This is a genomic window from Myxococcales bacterium (genome assembly GCA_016703425.1).
GTDB lineage: Bacteria > Myxococcota_A > Polyangia > Polyangiales > Polyangiaceae > JADJCA01.
In genome coordinates this window covers 462,521-478,176 of the sequence record JADJCA010000012.1, presented here as the reverse complement: position 1 = coordinate 478,176, position 15,656 = coordinate 462,521, and the positions used below count along the sequence as shown (strand labels likewise).

The window sequence follows — 15,656 nt, the reverse complement described above, 5'->3', positions numbered from 1 at the left end:
TTCCCTCGGGCCCTCAACCTTGTATCGTGTTTTCGGAGACCGCGAATGCCCATGCGAACTTCCACGCCCCACACCTGCACCCGCCTCACGCTCGCCAGCGCCGTGGCCGCGTTCGTCGTGTGCGCGTCGTCGTCGGCCCACGCCGACGAGCAGCTCCTCATCAAGAACCCCGGCGACCATCCCCGCTACTTCTTCGACGCGGAGCCGCACGGCCTCGTGGGCTACGGCCCGTTCGTTCGTAACTTCTCCGCCGGTGCGGGATTCCGTGGAACATTCATCCTCGTCCAAAACGGCTTCGTGCCGACCATCAACAACAGCATCGGGTTGGGCGTCGGCGCCGACGCCTTCTTCCCAGCACGGGGCTCGGTTCCCTTCGTCGTCCCGGTGGTCATGCAGTGGAACTTCTGGCTTTCGACGCACTGGTCGGTCTTCGGCGAGCCGGGCGTGGCGGTGGCCTTCGGCTCCCGGGACTACGTCGTCCCAACCTTCAGCGCGGGTGGCCGGTACCACTTCAACGAACGAATTGCGCTGACGATGCGTCTTGGGTACCCGGCCTTGACGGTGGGCGTGTCTTTCTTCCTTTGAGACGCGGCCCGCCGCGATGACGCGCCGTGGGGGCGCTATCCTCACTTCGTGACGCCCTCGCGCTGCGTGCTCGCTCGGCTTGCGCCGCTATGTGCGGCCCTTGCAGCGAGCGCCGCCCACGCCGAGCCCGCGCGGTCCTTTTCCTTCTCCTACGCCGACGAGGCGTTGCTTGGGGCGACGGGCGCCAAGAGCTCATGGCTCCACTTGGCCGGCGACGCCAACCGAGACCCACTTCCGCTCGTCGTGTTTTTGCACGGCTTGAACTTCGTGCCGCAGAAGCACCTGTGGTTCGGCGGCGGACGCGCCGACCTTCGCCCCACCTTCGAGCGTGTGGCGCGGACCGTCGGTCCGTTCTTGGTCGCTGCGCCGAGTCAGCTTAAGGACAGCGGCGCGGCAAGGACGCTGTGGCTGGACTTCGACCTCCCCACCTTCGTCGAAGCGACGGCGCTCGCCGCGCAAGCCGCGGGCCACCGCGTTGACCGCGCGCGCGTGTTCTTGGTCGGCCATAGCGGCGCCGGCTGCAGCAGCGAGACAGGGCTCTTCGTGCCCATGACTCGCGACGACGAGATCCCCGCAGCAATCCTTGCCATCGACACGTGCCAAGACGAGGAGATCGGACGCGCGGCGGCGCGCACCAACCGGCCGGTGCTTTTTGCGTGGCAAGACCTTGAATGGCCCCGCGACGTTCTCGCGCTGGCACACGGCTTCGAAGAGGAGGCGCCTCCCTTTTCATCGTTCACGTTGGAGAAAGTCGCCGTTTACGGCGCCGACGCTCACAACGCCATCGTGCCCATTGCGCTCGAGGAGATCTTGCCGCGGCTCCTCGCACGGGAGCGGGCGCGACTCCGAGCCATCGAACGTTGATGACCGCGAAGCGACCCACCGAGGCCGTTGGGGCTGCTGGGACCACTCGCGGCTTTTCCACTTGTGCAAAGCCGCCGAAAGGCCAACCCTGCGAGGGTGACGGCGAAAACTCCACTCGCGACCGCAGCTGCAACCTTTGAGCACGACCTCATCCGCTACGACGAGCTCGCCGTGGAGCTAGCGGCCATGCCGCTCTCTTCGCAGAAGAGCCTTGCACGCGCCACCAAGCTCCTCGAGGAAGCGGCGGCCTGCGAGCAGCGCTTGGGCCACGACGTCGAAATGCTCATGACGGCGATGCAAGGTGCCCGAAACCGGCAGCAGGGTGCTGCCGAGAAGACGCTCGACGTGGCGCGCCGCATCGAGAGTCGCATGGCGGAGCACGCGGTCGTGATGCAGCGCTTCGTGGCGCTGGCCGAACGCGCGAAGCGGGCCACGCAGCCCGTTGCCGACCTCGTCGAAGGCGGCAACGAGTCGACCGATGGACCGACGCTGAAGAAGCGCCTCGGCGACGCGCAGACAGAAATGAACGACGTGGTCGCCGAAGCCGAGCGCATGATCGCGGAGGCGGCGCAGGCTGGCTGGCAGGACGTGGTTCGCGAAGCCGATAGCCTGAAGCAGAAGCTCATGACGACGCGGAACCGCGTCGCCTTGGCCCATCGGAAGGTTTCGGAGAAGGCGCCGGTCTAGGCGAGACGCGCGGACGCGCAGTGCGAGGGCGGACGCGCCAGGCCCTACCTCGCGAGGTGCTACGCGGCGACCTCGCGACCGTTCCACAGATCCGGTGGATCGGGAGCTAGCGTCGGTGGGGGCGACAGATCGGGCGCCGGAGGGACGCTTCCCGCGAGGAATGTGAAGAGGGGGTTCCGGCGGACAAGTTCAAAGAACGTCGGCAGCGTCTCGCGAAGGTTTCGGTCACACGGGATGTCGGTCTGGATCGCGAGCTGCGTCAGCGGACCCTTAAGGTACGTGAGGGTGATCGACTCCGCCGCGTCCTGCACGGTTCCCGCCTCGTCGCCTTCGGGAAGCAGGTCTTCTAACAGGGGGGCGAGCGCTTCGTGCCCGAGGCGCGTCAGCTCGACGATGCGGTAGCGACGATCCGATGGGTGCGGGCGCCGTTGCACCAAGCCAAGACCTTCGAGAGCCTTCAGCATTCGACTGACCACGGGAGCGCTGACGCACATCTCGCGAATGATGCCAGACTGAAGCATCGGATGATCGCGAAGCAGGAGCATGAGATCGGCGCGGGCGGGAGTCAGCTTCGCGACCAAGGCGAGCTGCCGAGCCCAGTGGCCCGCCAAGAGGGTCGCGCGCTTGAACGTAAGTCGTAGGGGCGGGAGCATGGCTCTCGCAAGGCACGGTCCGCGCCAACGCGCGCGCGCCCGCCCGGCCGGCGGGGGCGCTGGCGCGGACCAATCTACTTTGCATGCTAATTGACGAGCCGCTGCGCCCGGCCCCGCCGCCCGCCGAGCCGCGCTCCCCGCTTACCGCAGCGGCGGCGCACCCTGTCCATGGCCAGCTCTGGACGGCCGGCGGCCAGCAGCACCACTTCCGCGCCGCCACACGTCGGCGACAATTCCGCGGCTGGCGGCGCGCCCCCGCATCACGGCGGGCATTCCTGTAGCGACGTCACCTCCGGCCGCCTTGCCGGGGCGGACGACGCTCGTCAGATCAGCGGGGCCTAGTCGGACCTCGCCCCCGGGAACTCCACCGTCAGCGCCTCCGCGAGCGTCGTGGTCACGCAATCGAGCGGCGAGCCGTCCTCCCAGACAAAGCACGAAAAGTCGATGGCACCACCTAGCGCGATCATCGGGTGATGCCACGTGCCCGGTGCGTACGCGACGCCGCGCCCCCCCTCCACCAAGAAGGCTCGCGCCGTCTCGAGGCGCGGCTCGTCGTCGCCTTCGGCCACAACGACGAGGAACGCGCCCGGCGTCATGGGCACGAAGAGCTGCGTCGAAGCGGGATGTTTCTCGAGCACGGAAAGGCGGAGCGGCTGGGCGAAGGGGCGGCAGCGAAAACACGCGACGTTGAGCTTCGCTTGCGGCCGCGCGTTGACGAGGTCGACGAGGTAGTCACGTCGCTCGGCGGTTCCCAGGTTGGCCGCCGCGGCGACGCGGTCCTCACGATCCGCAGCAACGACATCGCCAAACGGGGCAAACGCTTGGTGGGTCAGGGGTTCGACCATGAGCTTCATGGGCGCCTCAGGCTCGTGGGCAGGTGCCCACCTTCGTCGGTGAAGCCGTATTCGGACGCGAGCTCGGCGACCACGAGGACCTTGCCGCTCCTGCCAAGGACGCGTTCGTCGGCCGCCAAGGCCGCCACGGCGCGCCCCGAAAAGACGGGCGACTCACTGTTCGAAAGGTCGAATCCAACGCCGTCTACGTCCGCGAGCACCCGCTCGGTCTTGACGATCCCCGGGTAAAGCGACACGACCGCGACGCCATGAGGACGAAGCTCCTTCGCGGCGTCGCGCGAGAAGCGATCGACGCCAGCTTTACCAACGCCGTAGGCCGTGTTGATGGCGTAGTGGAGTCCGCCAAAGCTCGAGACGTTGACGATGAGCCTCGAACGATGCGGCAGCGCCGTGGTTGCGAGCATCAGCGGAACGCCATACACGCTGGCGACGTAATGCGAGCGGAGCCCAACCTGATGCATCGTGTCCCACGTCGATAGCGGCAGTTCCCAGAAGGAGCGCGCCAGCGGCGGCGCCGGCACCGCAAACGCGTTGTTCACCAGCACATCAAGACGGCCGAACCTCTCCCGAACCCACGCGAAGAGCGCGGCGACCTCGTCGTCCTTTGCGTGGTCACATCGGCACGCTACGCCGCGCCCGCCGCGGGCCGTGACAGCATCGGCTGTCTCGGTGAGCGTGCCCGGAAGCGCGCCGCCGCCCTCGCTCGTACGACCGGTAACCACCACCGTCGCGCCCGCCTCGCCGAGACCGAGCGCGATCCCTTTGCCGACGCCGCGCGACGCGCCCGTGACGACGGCGATGGCGCCTTCGAGGGGAAGGCTCATAGCTGCGAGGTGTCCGATTCGACGCCAAGCATGACGCGCCCGGCGAGCGTCCAGACGGGCTCGGCGACCATCATGTGCTGCGTCGCCACGTGGACGTCCTGGAACTGACGCTGGAGCGGGTGGTCTGCGTAGATGGAGCTCCCGCCGGCGGCGCCGTAGACGAGATCCACAGCCGCTGCCGAGGCGCGCACGGCGTTGGCCGCCGCGAGCCGTAGCGTGGCGCGCTTCGGCACGGAGACCGCGCCTTCTGCGCGTGCCTCCGCCTCTGCGTCGGCCACCGCAACAGCAACGAACGCGCGCGCGGCGCCTAACGCCGCGGTCGCTTCTGCGAAACGCAGGTGCACCGTTTCCCGTTGGTTGAGGGCGCGCTTGCTCCCGCCAGGCGTCTTCTTCGCCGCCAACTCGGCGAAGGCGTCGAGCGCGGCACTCGCCACCCCCATGGCGACGGCCGCGATGCCAAGGGAGAGGAGGCCAAAAAAGGGAAACGCATAGAGCGGCCCACCGTGGCGCGGCTTCGCGCCGAACAGCGAGAGCGTTCGAGCGTCCGGCACGAAGACCGACTCGGCGACCATGTCATGGCTGCCGGTGCCACGCAGGCCCGCCGTGCGCCACGTGTCGACAACGTGCATGTCCTTCGGGGCGACGAGCACGTGGCTGACCCGCGGCGCTTGCCCTTCTTCCTTCACGACGACACCCGCAAGGCGAACGGTGGCGCGCTCCGAACCACTGGCAAAGGGCCACCGACCCGATACGCGCAAGCCTCCCGGCTCCACACTCGCCGTTCCGATGGGTGCGAACACGCCGGACGGCACGACGTCTTTCGGAAAGACTTCGCGCGCGGCATCTTCCGGAAGGAGCGCCGCAACAAGCCCCGTGGTGGCACCGACCATGACGCACCATGCGGCCGACCCATCGGCTTTGCCCAGGGCTTCAAGCACCGACACGAAGACCTGCGGGGGCACCTCTTCGCCGCCGACAGCCTTCGGGATCAGCATGCGATAGAAGCCTGCCTCAACGAACGCATCGACGAGCGGCGCCGCCAAACATCGCGCGGAGTTGGTCTCGGCCGCGTGGGCTCGAACGGTCGTGTCGAGTCGCCGCGCGGCAGCGAGCGTTGGGTGCGTGTCTTCGATTCGCATGGCCACGATGATACCCATGCCGCCGCCCGCCGCGCAGAACGAGTCGCATCGCACGGTCGCCTGGCAGCGACGCTATCGCGTGAGCCACCACGCGGTCGCGAGCGCCCCTACGATCAGCGCGACGGCGCCATAGAGCCACCGCCATGGACGGGACGCGTCGGTGAACGGCTCGAGCCGTGCCAGCGCGAGCTCCATGGCGCGCGCCGACGGGTAGCGCTCCGCGGGGGCCGCCAAAGCCCGGTTCACAATGCCGGCGAGGGCGCGCGGCAGGCGCGGGGCGAACGCCCGTACGTCGGGCGCCTTGGTCGTGGCCACCGCGACCAGCATGGCTTGCGCATTCGGGGCAACGTGCGGCGTTCGGCCCGTCAAGCACTCGAAGAGCACCACGCCGGCCGAGTAGACGTCCGCCCGCGCGTCAACGTCGGCGCCACGCGCTTGCTCGGGCGCAACGTAGGCGGGCGTGCCGAGCACGATGCCCGGCTCGGTGAACGCGAGCGACGACGCTTCCTTCGACATGCCAAAGTCGACGAGCTTCGCGCATTCGCCGCCCGGCCCCGCTTCGACCAAGACGTTTTCGGGCTTGAGATCCCGATACACGGCCCCCGTCGCATGCACCGCCTCGAGCCCCACGAGCACCTGCCGCACGAGTCGCACCGCCCGCTCGACGGGCAGACGCGGGCCCGCGAGCAACGCCCCGAGATCGCGGCCCCGCACCAGCTCCATCACGAGGTACGGTCGGTCGCCGTCGCGTCCGAACTCATGGACACGGACAACGTGGGCGCTTTCAATGCGCTTGGCGACCGCAGCCTCGCGCTCGAAGCGCGCCACGACGTCCGGCTCGGCCGAGAGCGCGTCGTTCAGGACCTTGATGGCGACGTGGGGCTCACCTGAGGAGCCCTCACGAACGCATTCGTACACAACCCCGCTGCCGCCCTCGCCAATCAAGGCGACGACGCGATAAGGACCAATCCGCGTGAGAAGTGGACGCGTCGGAACTCTATCAGCGCTCAGCCCTTGACGAGCTTGGCCACACCGGCGCTCAGGCGCCCGATGGTGCGTGACACGGTCTTCCTGTGGACCGCGCCCTTCGTGCCGGCCTTGTCGAGGGCCTTGATGGCCTTCTTGAGGGCCGCTGTCGCGCCTTCCTTGTTCTTACCGCTCACCTCGGCGCGCACGCTCTTCACGAGCGTACGGACGGTGCTCTTGACAGCGCGGTTACGAATGGTGCGCTTGACGCGCTGGCGATTACGTTTTTCGGCGGACGGATGATTGGCCACGACAAGTCCTTCGGTTGGGTGCGGCACTCTATTGAAACCATGGGGCCTGTCAAGCCCGGCTCACCAAAGGTGGCCCATCCGTCGCCGCTCGCGCCGCGGTGGGCCTCCCTTCGCCGCTCACCTCGGCGCGACCCAAGCCCCTAGACAAGCGAGGGAAACGCGATCGGCGCGAAGGCGACGGCGAAAACGAGGGCCGTGGGCGCGAGCGCCCCGAGGGCGGCGACGACCACCAGCAGCGCGATTCCCGCGGCGAGCGCCGGCTCAAGGAGCGACGCGGCGCCCGAAGCTCGGGCGACCAGGTAGCCGCTCACGGGAAACGACAGGAGAAGTCCCAAACCGAGGAGCGCGACAGGCGCCGTGGTCCGTAGGTCGCGCTCGTCAACCGCCGCGAAATCCACGTGCGCGTAGTGCCCAACGGCAACGGCCACGGCGAGCCCGAGGAGCATGCTCCCGAGCGTCGTGAGCGCGCCGAAGCCGATCCAACGAAAGAGGACCGGCTGGTCGGCGTGCGTGAGCGCGGCCCGCACGGCCTTGAAGCTCGGCGGGCGCGGCAATTCGACCGAGAGTCGCGACAGGCGCGAGCGACGGCTCGAGGCCTTGTCGTCGCGGGCCCGGAGGTCGCGCGCACCGAGCCACGTGATGAGCGCCATGGCGGCCAAGAGCGGGGCGGCGCCCAAGAGCGCGCCCGGACCCCGCCCGTAAACGAAGTGAAGGTAGAGGCCGTGCATGAGGGTTGCGGCGAGCCACGCCGCGGGAAACACGGAGCGTCGCGTGCGATCAATGCGGGCACGCCCCAGGGCGTAGCCCCAAGAAACGGCGAAGAACACGTGAGCCGGCAGCGCCAGCGCCGCCCTCAACGTGCCGATGGCGGTGGGCGTGGCGCGAAGCATGAGAGCGCTCTCGATGGCCGCGAAGCCCAGGGCCGCGGCGGCTGGGTAGACGAGGCCGTCGTAGGCTTCGTCGAAGTGGCGCGAGCGGAATGCGGCCCACGTGGCGGCGACCTTCGCGGCCTCACGGAGGGGCGCGGCCACCGCGAAGGTGAAGACCAGCGCGTCGCGTTCCCCAGCGATCCGCGTCTCGAGGGCGAGCCCCGTCAGGGCCGCGGCCTTCCGTTCCAGCGTGAGCGCGCCGAACGCGAAGAGCGCCCCCAGCGCAAAGGTCAGCGCGACCAGCCACCGCGGCTCGCGATCGCGATCGCTGCGGTAGACCAGCAGCGCGAAAACGATCGCCGGCACCAGCGAAGGTGCGAGCCACAGGAGAGGCCCAAACACGGCGAAACTGTACCGCGATTCTCCGTGCAACCCGAAAAAGCGGCCCTCGAAAGCGGCGTTGCCGTGCAAGCCGGGTCCACAATGCGGTAGATCCACGCCTGCCCATGACCCTCCCGAGCGCGGCGCCTACGGTTCTCCTCACGGTCGACGACCGCACGCTGGCGGGCCACGTTGCGCTACCGCTCGCGCCGGGGACGGTGGCCAAGGCTCAACAGGCCGCGCTCGATGCGGCGCTCGCCGGCCCCCTCGCCGACCGCGCCGCCGACCTCGGCGCCGTGGTCGCCGCGCCACCGCATCGCTTCGCCAAACCGCTGCCGGGAAAGGACGAAGAGGGGCGCACCCGCTTTGCCGTCCGCGGTCGCGTCGAAGGCGGACTGCTCGTTCCGAATCGCTCCTAGGGTGGTCCCTCTCGACGTGCCGGCGGTCGTTGATTCGCCGCGCGACCGCTCAGCGCGTGAAGACCGCGGGCGCGTCTGACGAGCCCAGTTGGCGAGGGGCGCGGAGCGACGCGCTGGCTTCGTCCTCGTCGTCGCCAAAGCCCATGTTGAGCACGGCGGTCCACGGCAGAACGCCGTCGTCGGCGTGATTGACGAGACCAATCTGCAGCCCGCGGAGGCGCTTGGCCTGGTTGAAGAGGCCGATCTGCACGCCGTGGATCTCGTTCGCCATATTGGCCACGCCCACTTGCGCACCAGAGGCATTCTTCGCAAAGGTAGCGGCCCCCACCTGCAGGCCCGTGTGTTCCTTCGTGGAGATCACACCGAGGCCCGCCTGAATACCGACCGACTCCTTGGAGAAGATGACGCCGCCGGCCTGGAGGAGGCCCGTAAAGTCTTCCGACCCAACAGCGAACCCGCCGATCTGCGCGAGGCCGACGAACTCGCGGGCGTAGCTGGCAACACCAAGCTGCGCGAGCCCCGTGAACCGACCGGCGACGGAAGACACGACGCCCGCCTGCGTGACGCCGTAGAACCTCGCGTTGTCGGAGTGCCCGAAGAGCGAGCCCACGGTGTTGAAGGCGCCGACCTGCGCGACGCCCGCAAAGGTCCCCATGTCGACGTTGGCAGGCCCCACTTGGACAACACCGGCGAAGCGCTCGTCGGTGCGGTTGAAGAGCCCCACCTGCGTGATGCCGCCGAACGTGTTGGCTCGATTGTATCCTGCAACTTGAAAGAGACCGTGCGCGTCGCCGGCGCGGTTGAACGCGAGAGCGAGCTGACCGATGCCATAGAAGGTGCGGGCCCGGTTCTCGGAGAGACTGATCTGCATGCCGCCGACGTGGAAGTCGGCGAGGTTGCGGCCGAGCCCGAGCTGGAACGCACCCACGTGCGTGCCCGCGTCGTTGCGCACCGCCGAGAGCGAGAAGACGCCGTAGAAGCGCTCCGTGCGGGCGTGCGCCAGGGCGAGCGTAGCCACACCGCCAAACGTGCCGATGCGCGGTCGAAGGCCCGCGTGCAAGACAGCCCAGTCGCCGGCCGGCGCCGTGGCGATGGGCGCATCGCCGCCGCGGTACACACGGGGGCTCTCTTCGGGGAGCACGGTCAACGGGTGCGGCGACGCTTCCGAAACGCCGTTCGCCGTCACGGCGTCGCGCGGTGTGGCGTCGCGGGGGGTGGCGTCGCGGGGGGTGGCGTCACGGGGGCCGGCCGCCTTGGGCGGAACCGCGACCGGCGCGCCGGCCGCGGGCGTCGTGCCGATGTCGTCGGCGTCGGCGTACGCGAGCGTCGGGGCGACGAGAAACGAGAGGGCGGCGGCCGAGGCAAAAATCGTATGGGAAGTGCTCATTTGCCCTCCTAAACGCGCGCCCCGCCGGGACCTTACAGCGCGCGAGGGAATCATTTCCCCTGCGCCGTGGCGGAATTGCCCCCATGCCGCCCACGGCCTCGCGCCGTCCTTGATAAGGTCTCGTCCCCCATGGCGCGAGGAGAGGAAGCCAGCCGGACCGTGTCGACGCGCGCGTGGCCCCCGACCGTCGTCGTCGTCCATCCGCGCGAGCGACGGAGCAAGTGCAGCGTCCGCGCTCTTCGCGATCGCGACGGGTTTGCATTCTGCAACTTTCCTCACATGCCCTACGCCCTCGGCGGCTACGTGAGGCTCGGCCTCGGCGGGCCGCTCCTCAGCGATGCCGACGGCGCGAGCGGCCTGCTCGTGCTCGACGGCACTTGGCGGCACGTGCGGCCCATGGAGAAGATCTTCGCGGATGCCCCCGTCCGAAGCTTGCCGCCGCTCGTGAGCGCGTACCCGCGCACGAGCAAGCAGTTCGGCGATCCCGAGGGCGGGCTCGCGACCATCGAGGCGATCTACGCGGCGTACCGCATCCTCGGCCGCGACACGGCGGGGCTGCTCGATCACTACCGCTGGGCCGACGCCTTCGTCGCGGGCCTACGCGAGTTCTCTTAGCCAAGCTGGAGAAGCGCCCAACGGCGCTCGTCGTTTGCAAATTGAGAGCGCGCGACGCAGGGCTGACGCGACTATGCCCGCAATGTCGCGGCATGGCGCGACGGCACGACTCGTGCGTACGGGCGCTCACCAGAACGGAGCCCGACCCATGATGCGTCAGATATTGTTCGTAGCGATGAGCCTTGGCCTAGGTTCCCTTTCGCTTGGGTGCCAGTCGGCGGAAGCGCAACAGAAGGCGGCCAACCAGGCGCAGGAGAAGGCCGACCAAGAGCGCGACGCCGCCGATCAACGGGTCATCGCCGCCAAGGCCGTGGCCGATCAAGACTTGGCGAAGGCGCACGCGGAAGCGCTTCGCGACACCGAGCGCGCCCAAGGGAAAGCCGACAAGGCTCAGGGCGAAGCGACGGAATCGCTGCTCCAAGGTCGTGGCGAGCGCGCGCAACGCGCCCAGAAGGTCCTCGACGATCTGCTGAAGCGACGACAGGACGTCCAGGCGCGGCTGTCGCAGCTGACGGAGCCGGCGCCGGTGATTCGCGCGGCGCTCAAGGACGTTCAAGAGAAGGAAGTTCTCGTGAGGTCCGAAGTGCGAACGCTCGAATCCGCCTCGGCGACTACGCTCGACTACGTCCAAGCCAAGCTCGATCGGCAGCTCGCCGACTTGCAAGGCGCCGTGCGCGATCTCGAGGCGCGCGTGACCGAGCGAAGGTAACGGCAGAGGACGTGACGTTCGAATCGCGTGGGTCGGTCCTCGACTCACGCTATTCGACGTTGCGCGCGCGGTAGACGCCGTCGGAAGCGGCGATGTAGAGATCACCTCCCGTCGGCGTGGAGACGAAGAGCAGATCCTGGATGCCCGTCAGAGACGGAGGGGCGGCGGGAACCGGCACGACTGCGCGCGTCGCTCGGTCGACCGCCAACAATCCGCCCGAACGCGTCGACAGGTAGATTCTCTTCGTTCCAACGGCGATGCCGAGCAGCGATTGGCCTGGCAGGGCGCCGGCGTCGGTGAGGGCGCCTGTCCGGCCGTCGGGGTCCAACGCGAAGGAGCGTAGGCCGCCCTGGGCGGCGACGAAGATCTCTGCGGCTGTCGCCTCCGCGTAGCCCGGCTGGTCCACAGCAACCGCCGGAAGGTTGACCCTCGGCCGGACCTCGGCCACCGACGGAAGCGTGATTGCGGCGTGGGGATACGGCGCGCCGCCCTCGGACGAGCGAGTCGGATAGCCGGCGACCCCGAGGGTCTGCACCGTCGGGCAATCGGCTGCATTCGTAGCAAAGTAGTCCGCGGTGAACTCACGCCTCGCCACGGGGCACCCCGAGCCGACGACGAAGATGGCAAAGTCGGCGTCGAGCGGCACAGCGGCGAGGCCGCGGGGCTCTTTGAAGACTTCGAAGAGCGGCAGACTGGTCACGGTCGGCGCTGCCGAATCGAGCTCAGCCCAAGCCACGTAGAAGACGCCCGCGTCCTCCGACCAGTAGAGCCGGCTCGGCGTCGCCGCGAACCCGTAGACCTGCGGGCGCGAGAGGACGCGCGTCGGAGCCACGATGATGGCCGCGTCGCCTTTGGCCGGTGGGCCGCAAGCGTCGCCGACGCAGAAGCCCGGCTCGTCGACCGCCGCCGGAACGCATCGACCGCGAGCACAGGTCGTGCGTTCGTCGCAGGGAACGTCAGCGCACGCCTGCGAGAGCTCAATCGGCAGTTCGAGCCCCTGGTGCGGCACGAACCGCAGGCGACGTCGCGCGACGATGCACCCCGCGTAGCTTGGCCCCGCGCAAGCCTCCGCGCGCGCGCCGACGCCGCCGACGACCGAGAGCGTGACTTCCTCGTCTTTCGCGCCGCTCGGCGCCAGCACCAGCGTTCCCACGAGGTGCGGAGCTGGCCCTTCGGAGCAGGCGAACGTGACGGCCAGCGGCGCATCCTTCGCGATGCCGCCGTGGATCGCAACGCCCTGCCTTGCGACGACACCGCAGGGAACGTCGGTGGAGACGACGACCGTGATCTGCGTGGGTCCCAAGCACGCGAAAGCGCCAAGCGCGAGCGCGGTCAGCGATGCTCCGCCAACGGCGATTGAGTGCGCAGCGCCCAAAGTGCCATCACGATAGCAAGGACGAGCCCGAGCAGGGCGGTTGCGCGCTTTAGCCGCGGGGCTTCGTCTTGCCCGGCGTGGTCTCTTCCCCGCGGGCGCCGATATCTCCCCCCATGACACCGATCTCTTCGTCCAGCTCTTGGTCGTGGGCTTCGTCCCGATCGGCCTGCTCATCCATCGCCTCGCCGGCGATGGCGCCGGCGATCCCGCCGATGACGGCTCCGGCGAGGGCCCCGGGAGGGCCGGCGAGAGCCCCCGTTGCAGCGCCTGCGGCAGCACCCGCGAGGGCCACTTCGCGAACGCGATTGGCGTGGTGACGGAGCTTCTGCTCGTGCAGTTCAAGCTCTTCTTCGTCGGCGGTTCGCTGGGCAGCGTCGTCCGCCTTGGCGTCGTTCGGTTTGTTCGTCATGACGGAACTCCTCGCGCCGGACGAGCACCTTTCGTGCCGCCGCCCGGGAAGCCGGTTTGCGGCCGACAAGGCCAGGGGACCGACGCAGTCGCTGCGCCCTCGCGCGGTCCGGCGCAAAGGCTGCGAACGCCAAAAGAGCAGCGCCCTTGGCGCCTCCTTGGAATTGGCGCAACGTCGCCGGCTCGCAGGTCGGCGTAGCGGGGTGTCATGGCGAACGAGGTTCATCTGTTTCCGGAGCTCCTTGAGGGGGAGCTGGTGGCCCGCTACGCGCGGTTCCTCGCCGACGTGCGCCTCAAGAACCGGCGCGTGGTTCGCGCGCACTGCGTCAACTCGGGCCGCATGGAGGGGCTCGTGCGACCGGGCGCACGCGTTTGGCTGAGCCGGGCCGCGTCGAAGACCCGGAAGCTGCGCTACACGTGGGAGCTCATCGAGGAGCCGAACGCCACCAACAGCGCCGAGCGTTTGCTCGTCGGAGCCAACACGGCGCTGCCGAATCGGCTCGTCGGCGCGCTGCTCGCGGAGCGACGCATCGCGGGCTTCGAAGATGTCACCAGCATCCGACCCGAGCAACCCTACGGCCGCGGGCACCGCATCGACTTTCTGCTCGAGCGGGGTCCCAGAGCCCTGCCGCACTACGTCGAGGTCAAGAACTGCCACCTCGTTTACCCCGACGGCGGCGCCTACTTCCCCGACTCGACGAGCGAGCGTGCCACGCGACACGTCCACGCGCTCACGCGGCTCGCGAAGCGCGGCGTCCTGGCGACGGTCATCTTCACGGTGCAGCGAAGCGACGGCCGCTTCGTGCGCCCAAGCCAACACCACGACCCTGCGTTCGCTCGAGCGCTCCGCCAAGCGACACGGTCCGGCGTCACGGTGCGGGCGCTCTCCTTCGACGTCTCGCTCCGCGGGCTCACGTACTTGGGCGAACTCCCCGTCGACGTTGAGCGCTACGACACGCGGACGCTGCTGCCTTGGGCGCTCGCCCTCAAGAGCACGTCCGGATGGAAGTCACGTGTGCCTCGGTAGCGGCTCACGAAGGGCGCCACCGCTCGGTCAGTCGCGGAAGTATTTGTCGTACGCCTTCCGCGCGTCGGCCTCCTTGAGCTCTACGTTCGGCGTGATCATGACGCTCGGCGCGACGGCCTGCACCGTCGGCTTGAGGCCGCCGAAGGCGCAGTTGTATCGGTCCGCCGAGAGGAGGCCTCCCTTCTCGACGTCGCAGCGGAACTTCACGCCGTCGTTCTCGTAGGTGCGGTCGGCCTCCGGCAAGGCCAACGCGATGGCCTTCGCCACGGGCCCCGTAAGCATGAACTGCGACGACGGCCAGTCTTGTCGTTGGAGCCAGTTGAGCGTGCACGCCTCGTGCGTGCAGACGATGCCGAAGAGGCCGGGCCCTGACACCTTCGCACCGCCGGAGACGACGGAAGGCAGGACGTTCAGCTTGTTGTAGAGCTCGGCCACGTTGTTCGTGAGCGGCGCTTGGCTCAAGTAAATCGGCGCCAGTTCGACCGCGCCTTCGGCGGTATCGCTCTCCGCGTCGACGTCGGCAGAGCAAGCGGTCACGGCGACGAGGAGCGCGACGAGGCTTCGCATGGCCGCTCTCCTGCAGCTCGCGTGCCTGCGCGGGTCGCTACAATTCGGCTCGGTTTACGGTCGCATCGGACACCGAGTGGATCGGTCGGCCGGCGGCAAGGCGCTCCAGAACAAAAACGCCCGCCACGCTGCGCGGTCTTTGTCGGCGCCGGCGACCCAGGTCATCCGAGCGTGGGCGCTTGAAACAGCCAGCCAATGGCGTAGCCGGCCAGCGCACTCACCAGACCGATCACTGCGAGCTCGACGCCGCTGCGAAGCGGAGCGCCGACGGTGATGCGCGCCTTGTAGACGCCGAAAGCGAAGAGCGTGACCGCCGACAAGGCCAAGGACGCCGCGATGCCAGCGCCGACGCCCAAGACCACGAAGGGCAAGAGCGGCAGGATCGAGCCGATGAGCGCAGCCGCGCCGACGATGGCCGACGTGCGAAGGTTCTCGCGCCGGGTGATCGGCGCGAGCTTGTGCTCTTCCGAGAGCATCAGCGCAACCCAGGTCTCGCGATCGCTCGTCACCGTCGCGACAATGCGCTCGAGCAGCTCCCCGGAGAACCCCTTGCGAACGAAGATCGACCGCACCTCATCGCGTTCGAGGTCGGGCACCGCGTCGATGTGGCGATGCTCGCGCGCGCGCTCGCTCTCGTATTGATCGTTGGCTGCTGCCTTGGAGGTGTAGGCCACGGCCGCCATCGACACGGACTCAGCGACGGCCGCGGCGAGCCCCGCCGCGAGCACGATGCGCACCTGGGACGTCGCCGCCGCCACGCCAAGGAGAACGCCGAGCACGTTGACGAGGCCGTCCTGGCCGCCGAGCACGACGGGTTCGAGCCACGAAGCCTGCCCGTGCCGGTCCACCACGTCGTGGTGATGGCGGGCATCGTCTGCGCGAGGCACCGGGGCTCGTTCGGCGGGCATGCGCGGATCATCGCGCCCCCCGCACGGCGGCGCCATCTCCATGTTCGGCCGGGCCGCGTGCGAGTCGGAGGCGCCGCTGCCGAGGCGGCGGCGCGACCCCAGACGTCA

The 15,656-nt window shown here is 68.9% G+C and carries 19 protein-coding genes; 7 read left to right on the top strand and 12 right to left on the bottom strand.

The window, feature by feature from the left end; genetic code table 11:
* Positions 1 to 51: 51 nt before the first annotated feature.
* From IPG50_24885 to IPG50_24875, 3 genes are all read left to right on the top strand, one after another.
* The gene (locus tag IPG50_24885) at positions 52 to 585 is read left to right on the top strand and encodes a hypothetical protein (GenBank protein MBK6695420.1); all 534 of its coding nucleotides are present in this window, start codon (positions 52 to 54) and stop codon (positions 583 to 585) included.
* A 48-nt stretch (positions 586 to 633) separates the two neighbouring features.
* Complete coding sequence (locus tag IPG50_24880; protein ID MBK6695419.1) at positions 634 to 1,449, top strand: hypothetical protein; 816 nt, start codon at positions 634 to 636, stop codon at positions 1,447 to 1,449.
* Positions 1,450 to 1,545: 96 nt separating this feature from the next.
* Positions 1,546 to 2,136 carry a hypothetical protein gene (locus tag IPG50_24875; GenBank protein ID MBK6695418.1) on the top strand — a complete coding sequence of 197 codons (591 nt, stop codon included), beginning with the start codon at positions 1,546 to 1,548 and terminating at the stop codon, positions 2,134 to 2,136.
* A 59-nt stretch (positions 2,137 to 2,195) separates the two neighbouring features.
* Here IPG50_24875 and IPG50_24870 read toward each other — a convergent pair whose 3' ends face one another.
* The 7 genes from IPG50_24870 to IPG50_24840 all read right to left on the bottom strand — a co-directional run bounded on the left by IPG50_24870 (position 2,196) and on the right by IPG50_24840 (position 8,154).
* The gene (locus IPG50_24870; GenBank protein ID MBK6695417.1) at positions 2,196 to 2,789 is read right to left on the bottom strand and encodes a MarR family transcriptional regulator; all 594 of its coding nucleotides are present in this window, start codon (positions 2,787 to 2,789) and stop codon (positions 2,196 to 2,198) included.
* A 338-nt stretch (positions 2,790 to 3,127) separates the two neighbouring features.
* Positions 3,128 to 3,634: an ureidoglycolate lyase gene (locus tag IPG50_24865; protein ID MBK6695416.1), complete on the bottom strand. Its 507-nt coding sequence runs from the start codon at positions 3,632 to 3,634 to the stop codon at positions 3,128 to 3,130.
* Between the two features lie 5 nt (positions 3,635 to 3,639).
* Complete coding sequence (locus IPG50_24860; GenBank protein MBK6695415.1) at positions 3,640 to 4,467, bottom strand: SDR family NAD(P)-dependent oxidoreductase; 828 nt, start codon at positions 4,465 to 4,467, stop codon at positions 3,640 to 3,642.
* Positions 4,464 to 5,606 carry an acyl-CoA dehydrogenase family protein gene (locus tag IPG50_24855; protein MBK6695414.1) on the bottom strand — a complete coding sequence of 381 codons (1,143 nt, stop codon included), beginning with the start codon at positions 5,604 to 5,606 and terminating at the stop codon, positions 4,464 to 4,466. Before IPG50_24855 ends, IPG50_24860 begins: the two co-directional genes overlap by 4 nt.
* 72 nt (positions 5,607 to 5,678) lie before the next feature.
* A complete protein-coding gene (locus IPG50_24850) occupies positions 5,679 to 6,551 on the bottom strand; it encodes a serine/threonine protein kinase (protein ID MBK6695413.1) in 873 nt (290 codons plus the stop codon).
* A 62-nt stretch (positions 6,552 to 6,613) separates the two neighbouring features.
* Positions 6,614 to 6,883, bottom strand: coding sequence for a 30S ribosomal protein S20 (gene rpsT, locus IPG50_24845; GenBank protein ID MBK6695412.1), 270 nt, complete (start codon positions 6,881 to 6,883; stop codon positions 6,614 to 6,616).
* Positions 6,884 to 7,023: 140 nt separating this feature from the next.
* Positions 7,024 to 8,154, bottom strand: coding sequence for a PrsW family intramembrane metalloprotease (locus IPG50_24840; protein ID MBK6695411.1), 1,131 nt, complete (start codon positions 8,152 to 8,154; stop codon positions 7,024 to 7,026).
* Between the two features lie 104 nt (positions 8,155 to 8,258).
* Here IPG50_24840 and IPG50_24835 point away from each other — a divergent pair, with 104 nt between their 5' ends.
* The gene (locus tag IPG50_24835; protein MBK6695410.1) at positions 8,259 to 8,552 is read left to right on the top strand and encodes a hypothetical protein; all 294 of its coding nucleotides are present in this window, start codon (positions 8,259 to 8,261) and stop codon (positions 8,550 to 8,552) included.
* A 49-nt stretch (positions 8,553 to 8,601) separates the two neighbouring features.
* Here the strand turns inward: IPG50_24835 and IPG50_24830 are convergent, their stop codons facing one another.
* Positions 8,602 to 9,939 (bottom strand): hypothetical protein, encoded by a 1,338-nt coding sequence (locus IPG50_24830; GenBank protein ID MBK6695409.1) that lies wholly within the window; start codon positions 9,937 to 9,939, stop codon positions 8,602 to 8,604.
* Between the two features lie 129 nt (positions 9,940 to 10,068).
* Between IPG50_24830 and IPG50_24825 the strand changes: the two genes are divergently transcribed.
* Together IPG50_24825 and IPG50_24820 are read left to right on the top strand one after the other, a co-directional pair.
* Positions 10,069 to 10,554, top strand: a complete 486-nt coding sequence (locus IPG50_24825) for a DUF367 domain-containing protein (protein ID MBK6695408.1) — start codon at positions 10,069 to 10,071, stop codon at positions 10,552 to 10,554.
* A 175-nt stretch (positions 10,555 to 10,729) separates the two neighbouring features.
* Entirely contained in the window at positions 10,730 to 11,263 is a 534-nt protein-coding gene (locus tag IPG50_24820; GenBank protein ID MBK6695407.1) for a hypothetical protein, read from the top strand.
* Between the two features lie 49 nt (positions 11,264 to 11,312).
* Here the strand turns inward: IPG50_24820 and IPG50_24815 are convergent, their stop codons facing one another.
* Both IPG50_24815 and IPG50_24810 read right to left on the bottom strand, forming a co-directional pair.
* Complete coding sequence (locus IPG50_24815; GenBank protein ID MBK6695406.1) at positions 11,313 to 12,638, bottom strand: hypothetical protein; 1,326 nt, start codon at positions 12,636 to 12,638, stop codon at positions 11,313 to 11,315.
* Between the two features lie 49 nt (positions 12,639 to 12,687).
* The gene (locus tag IPG50_24810) at positions 12,688 to 13,047 is read right to left on the bottom strand and encodes a hypothetical protein (GenBank protein MBK6695405.1); all 360 of its coding nucleotides are present in this window, start codon (positions 13,045 to 13,047) and stop codon (positions 12,688 to 12,690) included.
* Positions 13,048 to 13,254: 207 nt separating this feature from the next.
* Between IPG50_24810 and sfsA the strand changes: the two genes are divergently transcribed.
* Entirely contained in the window at positions 13,255 to 14,073 is an 819-nt protein-coding gene (sfsA, locus tag IPG50_24805) for a DNA/RNA nuclease SfsA (protein ID MBK6695404.1), read from the top strand.
* A 27-nt stretch (positions 14,074 to 14,100) separates the two neighbouring features.
* Here sfsA and IPG50_24800 read toward each other — a convergent pair whose 3' ends face one another.
* Positions 14,101 to 14,640, bottom strand: a complete 540-nt coding sequence (locus IPG50_24800; GenBank protein ID MBK6695403.1) for a hypothetical protein — start codon at positions 14,638 to 14,640, stop codon at positions 14,101 to 14,103.
* Between the two features lie 161 nt (positions 14,641 to 14,801).
* Positions 14,802 to 15,548: a VIT1/CCC1 transporter family protein gene (locus tag IPG50_24795; GenBank protein ID MBK6695402.1), complete on the bottom strand. Its 747-nt coding sequence runs from the start codon at positions 15,546 to 15,548 to the stop codon at positions 14,802 to 14,804.
* Between the last annotated feature and the right edge of the window lie 108 nt (positions 15,549 to 15,656).

What these genes read in the sequence shown, in the direction of transcription:
- IPG50_24825 (MBK6695408.1), top strand. Translation starts at nt 10,069, where the DNA reads ATGGCGCGAGGAGAGGAAGCCAGCCGGACCGTGTCGACGCGCGCGTGG.
- IPG50_24885 (MBK6695420.1), top strand. Translation starts at nt 52, where the DNA reads ATGCGAACTTCCACGCCCCACACCTGCACCCGCCTCACGCTCGCCAGC.
- IPG50_24835 (MBK6695410.1), top strand. Translation starts at nt 8,259, where the DNA reads ATGACCCTCCCGAGCGCGGCGCCTACGGTTCTCCTCACGGTCGACGAC.
- IPG50_24865 (MBK6695416.1), bottom strand. Translation starts at nt 3,634, where the DNA reads ATGGTCGAACCCCTGACCCACCAAGCGTTTGCCCCGTTTGGCGATGTC.
- sfsA (MBK6695404.1), top strand. Translation starts at nt 13,255, where the DNA reads ATGGCGAACGAGGTTCATCTGTTTCCGGAGCTCCTTGAGGGGGAGCTG.
- IPG50_24810 (MBK6695405.1), bottom strand. Translation starts at nt 13,047, where the DNA reads ATGACGAACAAACCGAACGACGCCAAGGCGGACGACGCTGCCCAGCGA.
- IPG50_24820 (MBK6695407.1), top strand. Translation starts at nt 10,730, where the DNA reads ATGAGCCTTGGCCTAGGTTCCCTTTCGCTTGGGTGCCAGTCGGCGGAA.
- IPG50_24855 (MBK6695414.1), bottom strand. Translation starts at nt 5,606, where the DNA reads ATGCGAATCGAAGACACGCACCCAACGCTCGCTGCCGCGCGGCGACTC.
- IPG50_24800 (MBK6695403.1), bottom strand. Translation starts at nt 14,640, where the DNA reads ATGCGAAGCCTCGTCGCGCTCCTCGTCGCCGTGACCGCTTGCTCTGCC.
- IPG50_24860 (MBK6695415.1), bottom strand. Translation starts at nt 4,467, where the DNA reads ATGAGCCTTCCCCTCGAAGGCGCCATCGCCGTCGTCACGGGCGCGTCG.
- IPG50_24830 (MBK6695409.1), bottom strand. Translation starts at nt 9,939, where the DNA reads ATGAGCACTTCCCATACGATTTTTGCCTCGGCCGCCGCCCTCTCGTTT.
- IPG50_24795 (MBK6695402.1), bottom strand. Translation starts at nt 15,548, where the DNA reads ATGCCCGCCGAACGAGCCCCGGTGCCTCGCGCAGACGATGCCCGCCAT.
- IPG50_24870 (MBK6695417.1), bottom strand. Translation starts at nt 2,789, where the DNA reads ATGCTCCCGCCCCTACGACTTACGTTCAAGCGCGCGACCCTCTTGGCG.